Origin of the sequence: Chroococcidiopsis sp. TS-821, from assembly GCF_002939305.1 — a bacterium.
Taxonomy (GTDB): domain Bacteria; phylum Cyanobacteriota; class Cyanobacteriia; order Cyanobacteriales; family Chroococcidiopsidaceae; genus Chroogloeocystis.
In genome coordinates, this window is sequence record NZ_MVDI01000001.1 from 494,257 (window position 1) to 509,366 (window position 15,110).

Sequence of the window (15,110 nt, forward strand, 5' to 3'; positions counted from 1 at the left end):
TTGGATTTTCAATGTATGAAATTGTTATGGATGTGAGATTCATTATGCGATTGATGATTGATAGCAAGTATCAGCGTCAAGGCTGTGGACAAGCTACTATGATTGAGGTCATTCGTCCCCTCAAGCTGTGTCTTGATGTTGAAATCATTGCGACTAGTTATCGAAAAGAGAATGATGCAGCTGCAAGGCTTTATCAGATAAAATTTCGGTAATGGGATGTTTTTTATGCGCGATCGCACCCAACAGAGGTATACGTAAAACTTGAAGAATATTCAGGCTAATTTCTGTTACTACGGCAAACAATCGAGATAATTTTCGACATCCCAGTTACTAACTGTTGATAAAAATCGCTCCCACTCGTCGCGCTTGTACCAAGTGTAAACTTGATACATCTCTCCAGGTAACGCAGATTTAATCACCTCATCCGCCGCTAAACGATCTAACGCTTCACCCAAAGACATCGGTAATTTCTTCACTTGTTTACCAGCTTCCATCGCCTCATACAAATTGCGATGTTCAGGTTCTCCTGGATCGAGGTTGCGTTTGATACCATCATCAAAGGCTTTCAGCAGTGCAGCTGCCATGAGATACGGATTCACCATCGAATCCACCGCGCGATACTCAAATCTTCCTGGTGCAGAAACTCGTAACCCACACGTGCGATTTTGATAGCCCCAATCTGCATAGACAGGTGCCCACAAGCCAGTATCCCACAATCGTCGGTAAGAGTTTACTGTCGAACAACCGATTGCAGTCAAAGCCCCCAAATGTTCAATGACACCACCAATACAATTTAAACCAATCGCCCCAGGCAAATGCGACGATTGTGATGGTAGAAAAGTATTTTCTCCACCTTTGTAGTATTGAAAAGTTCCTGCCATTCCTGGTAGCGTTTCATAACCAAAATCTTTCACGATCGCTTCTCCACCACGCCATAAAGATAAATTGTGATGGCAACCCGAAGCCGAGACACCCATGAAAGGTTTTGTCATGAAGCAAGCAATGAGATTATACTCTCGTGCCACTTGAGCGCAGATTTGACGATATGTTGTGAGGCGATCGCACGTTCTCAATGCATCATCAAACATAAAATTGAGTTCTAATTGCCCTGGTGCATCTTCATGATCGCCCTGAATCATATCTAATCCCATTGCCCGACTGTATTCTATGACCTTTAAGAACACGGGGCGCAATTCTTCAAACTGATCGATATGGTAGCAATTTGGTTTCGTAACTCCACCATCAAGTTTTCCATCCGCACCTTTTTTCAACCACATCATTTCCGGTTCGCAACCATGACGCAGATGCAATCCATCGTGTTCTTGTTGAAACTGCGCGTGAATTCGACGTAAATTTCCGCGACAATCTGACGTTAGATATGCACCAGGATTGTTTGGTTCTTCGCGGTTGCGAAAACACGTACAAAAAACTCGTGCAACACGCTTATCCCAGGGTAATTGACAAAACGTTTCCGGATCGGGAATTGCCACAAGTTCTGAAGCTTCCGGACCATAACCAATATAATTGCGGTGGCGATCGAGGTATAAATTAGCCGTTGCACCGTAAACTAACTGAAAACCATTTTGGGCGATCGCTTCCCAGTGTTCCGCAGGGACACCTTTACCAACAATGCGACCTGTGACGGAAACAAATTGATAATATATGTACTGAATCTTAAGTTCATTGATCTTTGCTCGTACTTGCTTTACCAGTTCCGCACGACCTTCAGCATCAACATAAGCTTCCAAATCGGTCAGCGCTTCGACTCGTGTTAAGGTGCCAGTCACTGCCATGACTCCTAATACGCTTTTTTGTAGTAAAGCAATCTTGTTATAACAAGGCTGTATCTAGAGATACTTTCACTACTAGTTTCCGAATAGGTATCAAAATCGTTATCAAAAGACTCAAATTGAAAGTATTAAATAGAATTCTTCATAACTCATATGCTAAGGTTAGCAAGACTGCTTGTTCCAACTGAGTTACTGTTTCTGGAGCTAGTTGTCCTAAGCTCCGAATGAGATGGCTTTACTTCACCACGCTTCTGCTGGTTGGTCATTGTCGATCTTCTCGATCAAGCATTGCGGTATAATCACTTATTCCAACTTCGGCAAGCGCACGGTCTTCTTCTGCAAACTCAGTAGCAAGGGTTACTAACTGAGCAGGATCAAGCACAACATGGCGGCGTTTATCTCGAAACTTTAGGAATGCGATGAAGTCAGCTACTTGTTGCAGTTGTTCCTCTGTAAGTTGATCGAGGTCTTGCTTAAGAGCCTCACTGCTGATTGACATAATAATAAAACAAAATGATTATATTACTTTTAGTATAAGTTTATACTAATACAACTTTGATTAAATGTATGTCTTAACTAATTAAAACACGGCGAAAATAACCAGAATCTGAACCTACTGAATCAGCTAAGTTCGCTTACCAAATTTCTTCTCAATATACTACTATTCGTCATATCGCAAAGATACAAATTGCATCTTTGCTAACACGGAATTTAGCTCAGAATATTCTTTAGCATAAACTTGATTCAGCTTCTCTAAAATTTGATGACGGTTATATTTTTGTACATATGGTTGCAACGCTTTCGTATAAAGTTCATTGCGTGATAAACTTAGCTGTGCAGCCAGTGCTTCGGCTGCTTCAAAAACTGAATTTGGTAGAGATATAGCAGTCTTCATCGTGGTTTCAATCGTAATTACTCACAGTTTGTTAATATTTTGAGTACATAAAACAGGTATGGAACCATGAGCAAGGCATCTCGAACGAATTCTCCACGCAAGGTACTGTTATATCCTGGCGAGGATGGTTACTTTGTTGTTGAAGTACCTAGTTTGCCTGGATGCATCACTCAGGGAAAGACTCGTGAAGAGGCTCTTACCAATGCTGAAGAAGCCATTACTCTTTATATCGAAGTTTTGCAAGAGCGAGGTGAAACGATTCCAGATGATCTAGTTGAAGTTGTGCTGGTATGAGCAAACTGCCTGTCATCTCAGGTGCAGAATGTGTTAAAGCACTTAAGCAAATAGGTTTTGTAGTAGAGCGTCAGCGAGGAAGCCACATTATTCTGATACGTGAAGATCCTAGAACAACTGTTTCTGTACCAGACCATAAAGAACTTGATCGAGGAACTTTGCGGGCAATTATTTGGCAAGTTGGTTTGAGCGTTGATGAGTTTGTTGCCCTTTTATAAAAATGGTCAATGTAGATGAAGATCTCAGTACAGAAGGAATGTGTTACAGAAAGCACCTACTCCGAAAGTTGCCAAACAAGCTTCCTGATTAATGGCATTCACAGCATATTTTTCGGTATTGCTCGCGTTTAAGCAATGGATAAGAGTGAGATAGAGCATCGCAACCATGTACTTCGAAGATATTTCAGCGGGCGAGACTGGGATAGAAACAATAAATACACTCTCAAGCGCCAACTTGTTCTAAGCAGTCATCAACTACTACCTAATTATCCGTATGTGATTGAAGATGAATGGGAAGTAGAAGCAGGTCGAACTGACAAAGGACGCGGAGATTTGGTATTTACTGATGGCACTGGCTGTTTTGCTGTTGTTGAGGTAAAGTGGATTGACTTTGAAGGGGTAGGCACGAACTGGAACAACAAAGAGGGCGAGTAACCGCAAAAAACGACAAATGGTTGAAAAACAGGCTGTCAATTACGCCAATGTCTATGCAGAACTAGCCCTTGGAAAACTGAATACTGTGAAGCATGTAAAGGCATTCGTATTCACAAATGAGTATGCTCAACCTATATTTATTACAAACAAAGAGCTTTAAAGTACGTCGCAGTTTAGGTGTAAATCCGCTTTCATCAGCAGTACAGTTTCGTCCTACGAGTGCGGGATATATCTACGGACGTTATTAGCGTGTGGGTTATACAACGATGGATGAGAGTTTCTTTCCGATATTATGGACACAAAAAGGCGATCGCCTACTTTTGTTGTTATACAATTAACAGTCACGGTCAGTGGCTCCTACTCATCGTAAACTTAGTTAGCACCAGTGGTCTTCAGTTCACCATAACGTTGTACAGTTGATTCACAGATCCCTTAAGACGACTAAGTACTTTATCTTTTAAAGTCCTCTAAAACTTTAGAGATTGTAATTTCCAACTGGGGAACATCATCCTGAACTGCTTTCCAAATTATTTCTACATCCGTATTGAAATAATCATGAATCAGTTTATCTCGCATTCCGGCAATATCTCGCCAGGGAATATCAGGATATTGGTTTCTCACTTTCACCTATAATTTCAATCGCTCTTGAAACCGCAAACACCTTCTCTAAATTCTGCGAAAACGCTTCATATTCAATATTTGCTGTAAATTGCTCGATCGCAGCAACCGCATCCAAAATATCCTGCAAGTAGTCCTCAACTTGCCGTTTGATCGCAGGTAAACTACCTCTGCCAAAATTCGCTCGCCAATGCGAGGCTTTAATCCAGACTTATGCACTAGATCAACTTTGATGCCCAGATTATCACTGAGATAGTTTTCTAAATTGATAAATTTCAAAAGGCTTGGTGTCTCCGAAAACTCTACCAGCACGTCTATATCGCTGGTTTCTGTCTGTTCTTGTCGAACATAGGAGCCAAAAATCCCTAACTCCCGAACCTTGTAACGTTCTTGCAACAATGATTTGTGTTGACTCAGCCATTGCTTGACCTCCTCCAGTGTTTTCATAGGCTCTATCTTCTGCTTAAAGTCACAGTGTACGATCTAGCTTATCTTGCTCTATCGGGAAGAGAATTAGTGTATCAATTGCTTTAGATTTCTACTGAATAATGTGAGATGGCACTAATAATGACTCTCCTCAAACTACGTCAAATAAATTAGAAACACTTAAGACAAAACTTAGTAATAGGCTAACTGAGCTAGGACTTTGAATTATTTGCGGTAACGAATCATGCTCGAAAATTGTCAGCGATCGCGCTTTAGTATCTACCACCCAAACTTGGACGACACCAGCAAGTAGATAATCAGTTGCTTTCTCGGTCATTGACTAACTCTGGTACAACAGGACAAGGTTCATCCTCATTCCACGCTTGCGGTAGCTGTTCGTAAGACACATAGATCAGATCGGGAACAAGGAACCCAATCTTTTTGCTGTCGTTTTAAAACGACACCCCATTCAGGACGAACTCGACCGTATTTTTGTTGCTCGCACCATTGATTTAATGCTATTAACAGCCGTAGTTGCAATGTCGAACGTTTATATTTAGGTAATATTTTGGGTTTAAGTTGTCCCTCGACCAACTCGTAGCGATCGCTGTCTGGTAAATCCAGAAACTCCTGAAGGCTAAATTGATGTGCAGTACGATTCATCGCCATCACCATTGTATGGGAAATTCTTTTTCGGGAATCCAGCGGTGCCAAATTTCAGCTAGCTTACCTTCTTGAATTAATGCAGTAAGAGTATCGTCGAGCGATCGCAACAATTCTAAATTCTCTTGATGCACTGCTATCCCAAACGGAATGCGTGTCGGTACGCTAAACGCAATGCGCAAGTTTGGATCTAGCTTAGCAGCCGCAATTAAAACTAATTCATCATCTACCAACGCATCAATTTCACCTTTGCGTAACGCTTCTAGCATCTCTGGTAAAACGCGATCGCTACCAGGAAAAGGCACAATCTCGACATCACCAAAACTTTCAGCTAGTTGCAAGTTGGTACTTGTTGCTAATCCTCCTACACGTAACCCTGCTAAGTCAGCAGCCGAGTAAATTTCACTTTTTGTTTGAACTAACACAGCTTCATCAAAGAAGCCATACGGTTGCGTAAAATTGGCACGAGTACGGCGTTCTTCGGTAATTGCTTGATTAAACCAAACGACATCACACTGTTTTGCCGCTAAGGTTGGATAAAATTCAATCCACGGTATGTTTATCCATTCTGGCTCTAATCCCAGTTTGGCACATACTGCCCGTGCGACGTCTGGCTCGTATCCTAAACGTTCTCCTTCTAGATACGTCATCGGACGAGCATCAAAATTACTTGCGGCAATGGTTAGATAACCTGGTTTAACTGTTTTTAAGTTCATTTACTATAAAAATTCAGTAGTTCTGTTCGTTAATAAATTTCAATACATTGAAGCTAATAACTGTATTGAAAACTACATTTTACTTCTTATATATTGTTATTATAACAAGTTGAATCGATAATATTTAAAATGGCATTTCATCCTAAAAAATATGATAAAATTAACTACATTAGATATAAATAAGTTTAATAACGATGGTTTTTTGGTTATTCCTCAATTAATTGATGCTGACTTAGTGGCACGTTTAATTGCAAGAATTGAACCGTTGTTTTCGGGTGAGTTTGAAACAGGAATTTATCCTGATGAATGGTATTGGCGTCCTGGATTAAGCTTACCGGATGTTACTAGAGAAATGTGTAATGTTTGGAAAAGTGACTTAACAATTGCCAGTGTGGTTTTATCCGCAGAAATTGGGCGTTTGAGTGCAACTTTAGCAGGATGGAATGGTGCGAGAATTGGACAAGATAGCTTATGGTGGAAACCTGCTGGTGGTAAAGAAGTCGCACTGCATCAAGATGCAACTTATATTAAATACATCGATCCACCAGAGATGATCACGTGTTGGATTGCCTTAGATGATACCAGTGCCGATGCTGGTACGATTGAGTATGTGAGAGGTTCGCACAAATGGCGCTTGCTCGATCGCGTGGCAGAATTTCACGCACCTACTGGCGGATATCGCGCGCAAATGCTACAAGCTGCGGCAGAAATGGGAATTAGCAATCCTGAAATTGTGCAGGTAGAAATTCCGGCGGGAGGCTGCGTTTTTCATCACGGTAATGCGTGGCACGGTTCAGGGAAAAATACCAGAACCGATAAAGTACGTCGCAGTTTAGGGGTACATACACTCTCATCAGAAGCGAAGTTTCGTCCTACAGGTGCAGGATACATCTACGGACGTTATCAGCGCGTGGGCGATACGACAATGGATGAGAGTTTCTTTCCAATATTGTGGACAAAAAACGGCGATCGCACTCCTTTTTTAGCTGATTACTGCAAAGATGCATTAGCAAAGTCACGAGTTTTGGTAGGGTAGAAATGGATAATCGGTAATTGGTAACTGGTAATCGGGTGAGAATAGCTTGTTAGTCTGATTGCGGGAATGCGATCGCTAGATCATTTCACCAAACGTAAAACTTATCCTGCACCCTTGCTTCTCTTCATAGAGACCCTCAACTAAGACAGTATCATCAGCTACAAATCTGTCATAACAAGTTTGGTTTACTCGGAGACAGAGCAATTGGGAGTACGGCAGTGACGACAACCTTGACCCGAGGCAAAGCCCTAGCCGAGTTAGCCAAAGAATTACAACTCGATTTTTTTCTTGTATCTTACACTGACTTGTTGGGAGGAACCCGTGCTAAGCTCGTTCCCGCTGCGAAGATTACGACAGTAGAAAACGATGGAGCTTGCTTTGCGCCGTTTGCGAGTAATCTAGGTTTAGGACCTGATGCGCATGATATTGCGGCTGTACCCGACCCCAATTCGCTGATTGTGCTACCGTGGCAACAGAATGTTGGTTGGCTAGCAAGTGACGTATATTTAGATGGCGAACCGTTTGCTGCATCGCCGCGCGTCATTTTTAAGAAAGTGCTGCAACAGTGCGAAAATCTGGGTTACAGCTACAAAACCGGAGTTGAAGCTGAGTTTTTCTTACTTAAAAAAAGCGAACAAGGTTATCAAATTGCAGATACACAAGATACTGCCACGCGCCCTTGCTACGATCAGTTGAACTTGATGCGGCAATTTGAATTAATTTCCACACTCGTGGGATATATGGAAGAGTTGGGTTGGGAACCGTATCAGTGCGACCATGAAGATGCCAACGGTCAATTTGAAATTAACTGGACGTATAGTGATGCCTTGACAACGTGCGATCGCCATGTGTTTTTCAAGTACATGGTGAAAACTCTAGCCGAACAACGCGGTTTAACTGCCACATTCATGCCCAAGCCCTTCAGTCAGCTTACCGGAAACGGCGCACATATCCACATGAGTTTGTGGAATGACGGTCAAAATATCTTTGCCGACGCTACCGAAGAAATGGGATTATCAAATATAGCGTATGAATTTCTTGCAGGTGTTCTAGCGCATGGTCGTGGATTAGCAGCACTCTGTAGCCCAACGATTAATTCATACCGCCGTATTGGTGCAACAACAACTGCATCTGGTAGTACCTGGAGTCCCCGTTATATTTCTTATGGTGGAAACAATCGCACGCACATGATCCGCATTCCTGAAGGCGGGCGCTTTGAGTGTCGTCTTGTCGATGGTGCAGCGAATCTTTATCTTGCTTTAGCGGGTATTTTAGCAGCAGGGATGGAAGGAATGGCAAAACATCTCACAGCAGGAAAACGGCTAGATGAAAATATGTTTGTGCGAGGTTTAGAATTTTCTGATTTACCAACTCTACCAACAAGTTTACTCGAAGCCCTGCAATGCTTAGAAAAAGATTCCTTATTGATGCAAACTTTAGGAGAACAAGCGGCAAAAACCTTTCTCGATTTTAAATATCACGAGTGGAACAGTTACAATGCGCAAGTGACAAGCTGGGAAGTTGAGCAGTATGTTAACTGCTAAACTTGGGAAATGATACAGCCTCCGATAATTGGAATTACCACCTCTGGTCACGCTCAAACAAGTAGTTATTGCTTACCTAGTTCGTATGCAGCAGCCGTTAAAGCCGCTGGTGGAATAGCAGTATTGATTCCTCCAAGTGAACCCACAGCAAGCGAGATAATTTTACAAAGAATTGATGGAGTAATCTTCTCCGGTGGCGGAGATATTGATCCGGCAATTTACAACGGTGTCATGCATCCGACAATTTATAATGTCGATCCGGAACGCGATCGCGCCGAAATTGCCTTAGCCAAAGCCGCATTAAACTCTGATATTCCTATACTTGGTATTTGTCGCGGCTTAGAAATCCTTGCAGTTGCAACTGGAGGAACGTTGATTCCCCATCTTCCTGATGAGTATGGTGAAGTAGTAACGCATCGCGCTGAAGAATTACTATCAATTCAACATTCAGTAGATCTGATTCCTGATAGTCGTCTCGCCAAAGAAATCATCGGTACAACCACAGTCGATGTCGTCTCTTGGCATCATCAAGCTGTACGTACTATATCTTCAGAATGGCACATTACCGGATGGGCGGCGGATGGAGTTATCGAAGCCCTCGAACACAAGTATCACCCTTGGGCGATCGCATTGCAATGGCATCCTGAACTTTCGAGTAGCGTCGATCCTTTACAACATCGGATTTTCCAAGCTTTTATTGCCGCAACACGTCAAGTAGCAATGGCTAACTGCGAATATTAACAACAAACTCCTAACTTATGACTCAAGCTGCTAACCAACTACTCAAACAAGGAATTATCCACTACCAAACAAACGCATTTGAGGAAGCATTACAATCTTGGCAACAAGCGTTAAATTTATATCGCATAGATCGAGACTTGCAACGCGAAGGTGCAGCATTAGGAAACTTGGGTGCAGCGTATCAAGCTTTAGGAAATTTACCAGAAGCGATCGCGTGTTTTGAGCAACATTTAGGATTAGCGCAGCGCATAGGCGATCGCCAAGGTCGAATTAACGCATTATTAAACTTAAGAAACGCTTACTTAGCCCTTGATGATGCCACAAAAGCGAGTGAATACCACCAGCAGCAGTTAGCTTTAGCCCAAGAAATCTTAACTTCCTCTACCGCCGATAATTTTACAAAAGTCGCCACAATGCTTGGCTTAAACCCAATTGAAGATTTTGCGGGAGTAAATTTAAGCGGTGCTAACCTTAGTAATACAAACCTCAAAGCAGCAAATCTGCAAGGTGCTACATTGAGTTGCTGCAATCTGAGTTATGCTAATCTCAATTCTGCTAATTTAGCGCACGCAATTCTTAACAATGCCGATCTCAAACTTGCTGATTTAAGTCGTGCTAACTTATCTAGTGCTTGTTTAGCCGATGCTAATCTTAGCAATGCCAATCTCCGCGATGCTAACTTGCAAGGTGCTGATTTGCAAAATGCTGATTTACGTTGTTTAATGCCTCGTGCTAACTTTACTGAGGCAATACTAACGAGTGCTAACTTGTGTAGTGCATATTTGCAAAGTGCAAACCTGCGTGGTGCTAATCTCACAGACGCACTACTGCAACAAGCTGATTTAAATGGCGCAGATTTGAGTCATGCAAACTTAAGTAACGCAGACTTGACTCGCGTTGAACTTAATGATGTGAAAGTAGAAAACACTCAAATGCACAATGCCAAAGGACTTTCTACTGAGATGAAGCGTTACTTGCTAGAACGCGGTGCTATCGCTGACGATTGAGGAAAGAGCAGTAGTAGACATATGGCGATTGTAGCTGAGTTGTCAGGTTTTTTGAAACAAACCACAAAGTGCCCAAAGTACGCGAAGAAATTGCAGAGGTTCTCACATTGCGATGCTAACTGTAATAGGTGACTGTATTCCTTAAGGTAGATAAAAAAATATAAAAACGCATTAAATTAGCAAGAGTTTATCAAAATTAAGACGCATTAGACGCAATCGCTATGAATTCTGAATTTCAAGGAAAACGGGCACTTGTGACTGGCGGTAATAAAGGCATTGGATTTGCAATTTGTCAAGGGTTACTGCAAGCAGGTTTTGAGGTAATTATGGCAGCGCGATCGCTTGATAAAGCCAAAGCAGCAACGCAAAAGTTACCTGTGAATGCATCTGTGCGTGTTGTGCAACTTGATGTCACCGATGATGATAGTATTCGCCGTGCAGCAGAACAATTAAGTCAAGAAATTGACGCTTTAGATGTTCTTGTTAACAATGCGGGAGTCTACCCAGATCGAGGCGTAAATATTCTCAATGTCTCGCGTAGTATACTGCAACAGGCAATGAATACCAATACCTTTGGTCCCATTCACGTTACGCAAGCTTTCCTCCCATTATTGCAAAAAGCGACTCAAGCCCGCGTGATTAATGTTTCAAGTGGTTACGGGGAACTGAATGGATTATCTGCGGATGTCCCTAGTTATTGTTTATCCAAACTTGCACTCAATGGCGCAACAATTATGCTTGCAGAAGCGCTACAATCGCAAGGAATTGTAGTTTATGCGATGTGTCCTGGTTGGGTAAAAACTGACATGGGTGGAGAGAATGCACCGCGATCGCCAGAACAAGGCGCAGATACCGCAATTTGGTTAGCAACGGAAGCATCAACCGATCTCAGTGGCAAGTTTTTCCGCGATCGCCAGGAGATTTCTTATTAAACTTATCCACCTACTAACTGTTCAATATCCTCGACTTGGGTGGGTAAAGCTGCGGTTAATACCTCGCTTCCTGTGTCTGTAACCAGCACATCATCTTCAATCCGAATTCCGCGTACATCGGTAAACTGCGCCAAGAGTTCCCAGTTAACAGCATCCTGATACGCAGTGCGGACTTCGGGATTATTTAAAATTGCGGGAACTTGATAAAAGCCAGGTTCAATTGTCACCAGCATTCCAGAACGTAAAGGACGATCCAAACGCAGATATCCTAAACCAAAGCGATCGCTTCTTGTTCTTCCTGGTTCATACCCTGCCAAATCGCCTAGATCTTCCATATCATGAACATCCAAGCCGAGTAAATGACCGACACCATGCGGGAAAAACAACGCATGGACATCCCTTTCGACTAAGTCTTCTACGTTCCCCCGCAAAATGCCTAAATTCACTAACCCTTCCGCAATCGTCGTTGCTGCCAAAAAATGAAGATCGCGATACTCAACACCTGGAGAAACTTTAGCAATGCAAGCATCGTGGGCAGCTAATACAATATCGTAAATATCTCTTTGGGTAGATGAAAACTTACCCGAAACTGCCCAAGTCCGCGTCACGTCTGCTGCCCAACCTGTCGCAGTTTCCGCACCTACATCTGCAAGCAATAAATCTCCAGGGTTAATTATGTTGTGATAGCGATCGTTGTGCAACACTTCGCCATGAATCGTCACAATACTTGCATACGCACAACTCATATTCTCTGCGATAATCGCACTTTCCATCGCCGCGCGAATATCAGCTTCAGTTTTAGCACTCCGAGTTGCTACCATTCCGGCTTGATGTGCCTTTACTGTCACCGCCGCAGCTTTGCGTAATTCAGCTAACGCACCCGCATCGTGAATCAGGCGTAGAGTAATAATTGCTTTTGCTAATTCTAAATCAATGCCTTCTAACGGTCTTTCTGGCAATACCCAACGGTCGAGTAACTGCGTTTGTTCTGTCCAAGTCGCCGCATCTTGCACTGGAATTGTTGCTACTCCGGCTAAGTGTGCTGGTAATTCTGCCATGGGGAAAACAGCGTCAGCCCCAATTTTTTGAGCAATCTCTTCTTTTGTCGGTGTTTCTCCATGCCACAATGTATAACTAGGCGACGGATCGTCGATAAATAAAGTTAATTGCCCAGCTTCTAAACAAATCGCCGCATTTTCTAACGGTAGCCCAGCAAAATAAAGAAAATGACTGCTAGCGCGAAACGGAAACGTATTCGCCGCAAAATTACGCGGACTGCGACGCCCTGACCATAATACAACGGGTGCAGCAAAAATTTCAGCAAGTCGCGTCGCCGACGGCGATCGCCAAGAATATCAGCAAGGCTAGGAGTACCGTAACTATTCATACACCAAAGTAAAGTTCATCAGTTCTACTTCCACTCTTTCACTCACCCCTCTCTAACACACCATTGAGAAAAATATCCGCAAGTCCTTCTGCCATTTCTTGCATAGCTTTGGGAGATGCATCTGGTTCCATAAGTGTATTGTGACTAAAACCTGCGATCGCAAACATTCCCAAAAATACTTGCGCGACAATTTTCGGATTCATTTTGCGGTAAATTCCCCGTTCCATCGCGGTTTGAAAGAATGCTTCAGCAACATCCGTCATTTTGTTAATCACTTCGGCTTGAATGCGATCGCGTAGATCGGGGTGAAACTGCGCTTCCATAAAACACACGCGCATCATATCGGCATTTTTATGGAAATTCCACATCCGCCGCTGCATCACTTGTGCTACCGCCTTGTAGCTACCCATTTCGCTTAGTTCCGTGAGCAAATCGGTGAGAATTTCTACCCAGCCTTGCGTAGCAATTTCAATCAAAATCGCCTTCTTATTAGCAAAATGACGAAATAGCGTTCCTTCTGCAACGCCTGCTGCAACGGCTAAATCGCGCGTTGTCGTGCCATCATAGCCTTGACGGGCAAACAATCGCTGTGCTGCTTTTAAAATGCGATCGCGGGAAGATTCTTCAGATTGGGAAGGACGATGAAAAACTTGCATAAACTCAATGCCTGTATGATTGCAGTGCCACTTGTAGCGATATTTTCTACTATCACGCAGATTCCCCGCTGAAAGTGTAATAGATCGTTAACGGATCTATCCTGGAAAAGTACTTTTATTGTGACCTATGAGTTTGAAACGTTGTTGCCAATTGTTCTTACCTCATCATGTAAGATGGCGAATATTCACTTTCTTAATCATTATTTTATTTTCTTGGGCATCGTTGCCAGCAGTTGCCTTTGCCCGTACGCAAACACCAACGTCGGAATCGATCCAGCCTTATTTAGACCGCGTTATCGCTCAACTGAGTGAGTTTCGTTTAGAAAATGGCATAAAATTTATTGTTTTAGAACGCCATCGAGCGCCTGTTGTTTCGTTTCTTACTTATGCTGATGTCGGTGGCGCGGATGAACCTGATGGTAAAACAGGAATCGCACACTATTTGGAACATTTAGCATTTAAGGGAACGCAACGCATTGGCACAACTGATTACGCAGCAGAAAAGCCACTGTTAGATCGCCTGGATGAACTCGATGCCCAAATTCGTGCAGCGCAAGCTAGGGGAAACAAAGCGGAAGTCGCCCGCTTGCAGGCTGAATTTGAACAAGTGCAAGCACAAGCTCAGAGTTTTGTCAAGCAAAACGAACTAGGGCAAATCGTCGAACAAGCAGGTGGCGTTGGTTTGAATGCGAATACTTCAGCCGATGCAACGCGCTATTTCTATAGTTTTCCAAGTAATAAGTTAGAACTGTGGATGTCGTTAGAGTCGGAGCGATTTCTAGAACCTGTCTTTCGAGAGTTTTATGAAGAAAAAGATGTCATCTTAGAAGAACGGCGATTAAGAGTTGATAATTCTCCTATTGGTCAAATGGTGGAGAAGTTTCTCGATACGGCATTTACGAAGCATCCTTATCGTCGTCCGGTAATTGGTTACGAAGAAGATATCTGCAACTTGACGCGGCAAGACTTACAAGATTTTTTTGATACACACTATGTACCGAGTAATTTAACAATTGCCGTGATTGGTGATGTTGATGCTAAGCAGGTACAGCAGTTAGCAAAAATTTACTTTGGACGTTACAAAGCAAAACCTGCTCCCCCTAGTGTAGAAGTTTCTGAACCACCGCAAAAGCAACAGCGCGAATTTGAATTACGGTTGCGATCGCAGCCTTGGTATCTAGAAGGCTATCATCGTCCGGCAATTACCGATCCAGATCATGTTGTTTACGACATCATTGGTAGATTACTGAGTGATGGTCGCACGTCGCGGTTGTATAGATCTTTAGTTGAACGACAAAGATTAGCCCTTTCTGCCCAAGGTTTTAGCGGATTTCCAGGGGATAAGCACCAAAATGTCATGTTATTTTATGCGTTAACGGCTCCTGGTCATACTGCAAATGAAGTGGGTGCAGCGTTGAGACAGGAGATTGAACGGTTGAAGACAGAACCTGTCTCGGCTATGGAGTTGGACCGCGTAAAAACGCAAGCAAGGGCAGGATTATTGCGATCGCTGCAATCGAATATGGGTATGGCGCAGTTGTTGTTGGAATATGAAGTGAAAACTGGCTCCTGGCGCAATTTATTTAAGGAGTTGGAGGCGATTCAAGCAGTGACGGCTGCGGATGTTCAGCGCGTAGCGCAGGCGACTTTTACAGCTCAGAATCGTACGATCGGACGGTTAGTGCCGCAGGGTTGATACTGTTTTCCTTTAGGGCTGGTGCATATGGTGAGCAGAGGGCGCAGAGGAAGCAG

19 protein-coding genes and 2 pseudogenes are annotated in these 15,110 nt (G+C 43.1%); 11 read left to right on the top strand and 10 right to left on the bottom strand.

What is annotated here, in order from left to right; genetic code table 11:
* The first annotated feature begins 11 nt into the window (after positions 1-11).
* Positions 12-212, top strand: coding sequence for a GNAT family N-acetyltransferase (locus tag B1A85_RS02330; protein ID WP_210404137.1), 201 nt, complete (start codon positions 12-14; stop codon positions 210-212).
* Positions 213-290: 78 nt separating this feature from the next.
* On the opposite strand, the gene B1A85_RS02335 is transcribed toward B1A85_RS02330, so the two are convergent.
* From B1A85_RS02335 to B1A85_RS02345, 3 genes are all read right to left on the bottom strand, one after another.
* The gene (locus B1A85_RS02335) at positions 291-1,757 is read right to left on the bottom strand and encodes a glutamine synthetase family protein (protein ID WP_104546279.1); all 1,467 of its coding nucleotides are present in this window, start codon (positions 1,755-1,757) and stop codon (positions 291-293) included.
* Positions 1,758-2,052: 295 nt separating this feature from the next.
* Positions 2,053-2,289 carry a hypothetical protein gene (locus B1A85_RS02340; RefSeq protein WP_104545309.1) on the bottom strand — a complete coding sequence of 79 codons (237 nt, stop codon included), beginning with the start codon at positions 2,287-2,289 and terminating at the stop codon, positions 2,053-2,055.
* 162 nt (positions 2,290-2,451) lie between these two features.
* Positions 2,452-2,685 (bottom strand): hypothetical protein, encoded by a 234-nt coding sequence (locus B1A85_RS02345; protein WP_104545310.1) that lies wholly within the window; start codon positions 2,683-2,685, stop codon positions 2,452-2,454.
* Between the two features lie 66 nt (positions 2,686-2,751).
* On the opposite strand from B1A85_RS02345, the gene B1A85_RS02350 reads away from it, so the two are divergent.
* The 4 genes from B1A85_RS02350 (at position 2,752) to B1A85_RS25490 (ending at position 3,880) form a co-directional block, all read left to right on the top strand.
* Positions 2,752-2,979 carry a type II toxin-antitoxin system HicB family antitoxin gene (locus tag B1A85_RS02350; protein ID WP_104545311.1) on the top strand — a complete coding sequence of 76 codons (228 nt, stop codon included), beginning with the start codon at positions 2,752-2,754 and terminating at the stop codon, positions 2,977-2,979.
* The gene (locus B1A85_RS02355; RefSeq protein WP_104545312.1) at positions 2,976-3,197 is read left to right on the top strand and encodes a type II toxin-antitoxin system HicA family toxin; all 222 of its coding nucleotides are present in this window, start codon (positions 2,976-2,978) and stop codon (positions 3,195-3,197) included. The genes B1A85_RS02350 and B1A85_RS02355 overlap by 4 nt, the downstream gene beginning before the upstream one ends.
* 135 nt (positions 3,198-3,332) lie before the next feature.
* Positions 3,333-3,632 (top strand): hypothetical protein, encoded by a 300-nt coding sequence (locus B1A85_RS02360; protein ID WP_104545313.1) that lies wholly within the window; start codon positions 3,333-3,335, stop codon positions 3,630-3,632.
* 122 nt (positions 3,633-3,754) lie between these two features.
* Positions 3,755-3,880 carry a hypothetical protein gene (locus B1A85_RS25490; protein WP_256387427.1) on the top strand — a complete coding sequence of 42 codons (126 nt, stop codon included), beginning with the start codon at positions 3,755-3,757 and terminating at the stop codon, positions 3,878-3,880.
* Between the two features lie 202 nt (positions 3,881-4,082).
* Here B1A85_RS25490 and B1A85_RS25905 read toward each other — a convergent pair.
* The 5 genes and pseudogenes from B1A85_RS25905 to B1A85_RS02380 all read right to left on the bottom strand — a co-directional run bounded on the left by B1A85_RS25905 (position 4,083) and on the right by B1A85_RS02380 (position 6,055).
* Positions 4,083-4,380 (bottom strand): annotated as a pseudogene (locus tag B1A85_RS25905) (DUF86 domain-containing protein).
* Between the two features lie 26 nt (positions 4,381-4,406).
* A pseudogene (locus B1A85_RS02370) lies at positions 4,407-4,697 on the bottom strand (nucleotidyltransferase family protein); the annotation flags it as partial.
* 130 nt (positions 4,698-4,827) lie between these two features.
* Positions 4,828-5,013 carry a Uma2 family endonuclease gene (locus B1A85_RS25495; protein ID WP_146087127.1) on the bottom strand — a complete coding sequence of 62 codons (186 nt, stop codon included), beginning with the start codon at positions 5,011-5,013 and terminating at the stop codon, positions 4,828-4,830.
* Positions 5,014-5,048: 35 nt separating this feature from the next.
* Positions 5,049-5,339, bottom strand: a complete 291-nt coding sequence (locus tag B1A85_RS25500; RefSeq protein WP_168192332.1) for a Uma2 family endonuclease — start codon at positions 5,337-5,339, stop codon at positions 5,049-5,051.
* A 5-nt stretch (positions 5,340-5,344) separates the two neighbouring features.
* Positions 5,345-6,055: an ABC transporter substrate-binding protein gene (locus B1A85_RS02380; protein WP_104545314.1), complete on the bottom strand. Its 711-nt coding sequence runs from the start codon at positions 6,053-6,055 to the stop codon at positions 5,345-5,347.
* Positions 6,056-6,206: 151 nt separating this feature from the next.
* On the opposite strand from B1A85_RS02380, the gene B1A85_RS02385 reads away from it, so the two are divergent.
* From B1A85_RS02385 to B1A85_RS02405, 5 genes are all read left to right on the top strand, one after another.
* Positions 6,207-7,091 (top strand): phytanoyl-CoA dioxygenase family protein, encoded by an 885-nt coding sequence (locus tag B1A85_RS02385; protein ID WP_104545315.1) that lies wholly within the window; start codon positions 6,207-6,209, stop codon positions 7,089-7,091.
* Between the two features lie 218 nt (positions 7,092-7,309).
* Positions 7,310-8,635 carry a type III glutamate--ammonia ligase gene (gene glnT, locus B1A85_RS02390; RefSeq protein WP_104545316.1) on the top strand — a complete coding sequence of 442 codons (1,326 nt, stop codon included), beginning with the start codon at positions 7,310-7,312 and terminating at the stop codon, positions 8,633-8,635.
* Between the two features lie 9 nt (positions 8,636-8,644).
* Positions 8,645-9,376, top strand: a complete 732-nt coding sequence (locus B1A85_RS02395) for a gamma-glutamyl-gamma-aminobutyrate hydrolase family protein (protein WP_104545317.1) — start codon at positions 8,645-8,647, stop codon at positions 9,374-9,376.
* A 17-nt stretch (positions 9,377-9,393) separates the two neighbouring features.
* Complete coding sequence (locus B1A85_RS02400; protein ID WP_104545318.1) at positions 9,394-10,383, top strand: pentapeptide repeat-containing protein; 990 nt, start codon at positions 9,394-9,396, stop codon at positions 10,381-10,383.
* Between the two features lie 221 nt (positions 10,384-10,604).
* Positions 10,605-11,315, top strand: coding sequence for an SDR family oxidoreductase (locus tag B1A85_RS02405; RefSeq protein WP_104545319.1), 711 nt, complete (start codon positions 10,605-10,607; stop codon positions 11,313-11,315).
* Positions 11,316-11,317: 2 nt separating this feature from the next.
* Here the strand turns inward: B1A85_RS02405 and B1A85_RS02410 are convergent, their stop codons facing one another.
* The gene (locus B1A85_RS02410) at positions 11,318-12,631 is read right to left on the bottom strand and encodes an aminopeptidase P family protein (RefSeq protein ID WP_104545320.1); all 1,314 of its coding nucleotides are present in this window, start codon (positions 12,629-12,631) and stop codon (positions 11,318-11,320) included.
* 109 nt (positions 12,632-12,740) lie between these two features.
* Entirely contained in the window at positions 12,741-13,358 is a 618-nt protein-coding gene (locus B1A85_RS02415) for a TetR/AcrR family transcriptional regulator (RefSeq protein WP_104545321.1), read from the bottom strand.
* 127 nt (positions 13,359-13,485) lie between these two features.
* Here B1A85_RS02415 and B1A85_RS02420 point away from each other — a divergent pair, with 127 nt between their 5' ends.
* Positions 13,486-15,054, top strand: a complete 1,569-nt coding sequence (locus tag B1A85_RS02420; protein WP_104545322.1) for a pitrilysin family protein — start codon at positions 13,486-13,488, stop codon at positions 15,052-15,054.
* Positions 15,055-15,110 lie beyond the last annotated feature (56 nt).

Bases quoted from the DNA above. Each gene is read 5' to 3' on its own strand.
- B1A85_RS02355 (WP_104545312.1), top strand. From the start codon at position 2,976: ATGAGCAAACTGCCTGTCATCTCAGGTGCAGAATGTGTTAAAGCACTT.
- B1A85_RS02340 (WP_104545309.1), bottom strand. From the start codon at position 2,289: ATGTCAATCAGCAGTGAGGCTCTTAAGCAAGACCTCGATCAACTTACA.
- B1A85_RS02330 (WP_210404137.1), top strand. From the start codon at position 12: ATGTATGAAATTGTTATGGATGTGAGATTCATTATGCGATTGATGATT.
- B1A85_RS02345 (WP_104545310.1), bottom strand. From the start codon at position 2,685: ATGAAGACTGCTATATCTCTACCAAATTCAGTTTTTGAAGCAGCCGAA.
- B1A85_RS25500 (WP_168192332.1), bottom strand. From the start codon at position 5,339: ATGAATCGTACTGCACATCAATTTAGCCTTCAGGAGTTTCTGGATTTA.
- B1A85_RS02395 (WP_104545317.1), top strand. From the start codon at position 8,645: ATGATACAGCCTCCGATAATTGGAATTACCACCTCTGGTCACGCTCAA.
- B1A85_RS02400 (WP_104545318.1), top strand. From the start codon at position 9,394: ATGACTCAAGCTGCTAACCAACTACTCAAACAAGGAATTATCCACTAC.
- B1A85_RS02360 (WP_104545313.1), top strand. From the start codon at position 3,333: ATGGATAAGAGTGAGATAGAGCATCGCAACCATGTACTTCGAAGATAT.
- B1A85_RS02385 (WP_104545315.1), top strand. From the start codon at position 6,207: ATGATAAAATTAACTACATTAGATATAAATAAGTTTAATAACGATGGT.
- B1A85_RS25495 (WP_146087127.1), bottom strand. From the start codon at position 5,013: ATGACCGAGAAAGCAACTGATTATCTACTTGCTGGTGTCGTCCAAGTT.
- B1A85_RS02350 (WP_104545311.1), top strand. From the start codon at position 2,752: ATGAGCAAGGCATCTCGAACGAATTCTCCACGCAAGGTACTGTTATAT.
- B1A85_RS02405 (WP_104545319.1), top strand. From the start codon at position 10,605: ATGAATTCTGAATTTCAAGGAAAACGGGCACTTGTGACTGGCGGTAAT.
- B1A85_RS25490 (WP_256387427.1), top strand. From the start codon at position 3,755: ATGCTCAACCTATATTTATTACAAACAAAGAGCTTTAAAGTACGTCGC.
- B1A85_RS02415 (WP_104545321.1), bottom strand. From the start codon at position 13,358: ATGCAAGTTTTTCATCGTCCTTCCCAATCTGAAGAATCTTCCCGCGAT.
- B1A85_RS02380 (WP_104545314.1), bottom strand. From the start codon at position 6,055: ATGAACTTAAAAACAGTTAAACCAGGTTATCTAACCATTGCCGCAAGT.
- B1A85_RS02420 (WP_104545322.1), top strand. From the start codon at position 13,486: ATGAGTTTGAAACGTTGTTGCCAATTGTTCTTACCTCATCATGTAAGA.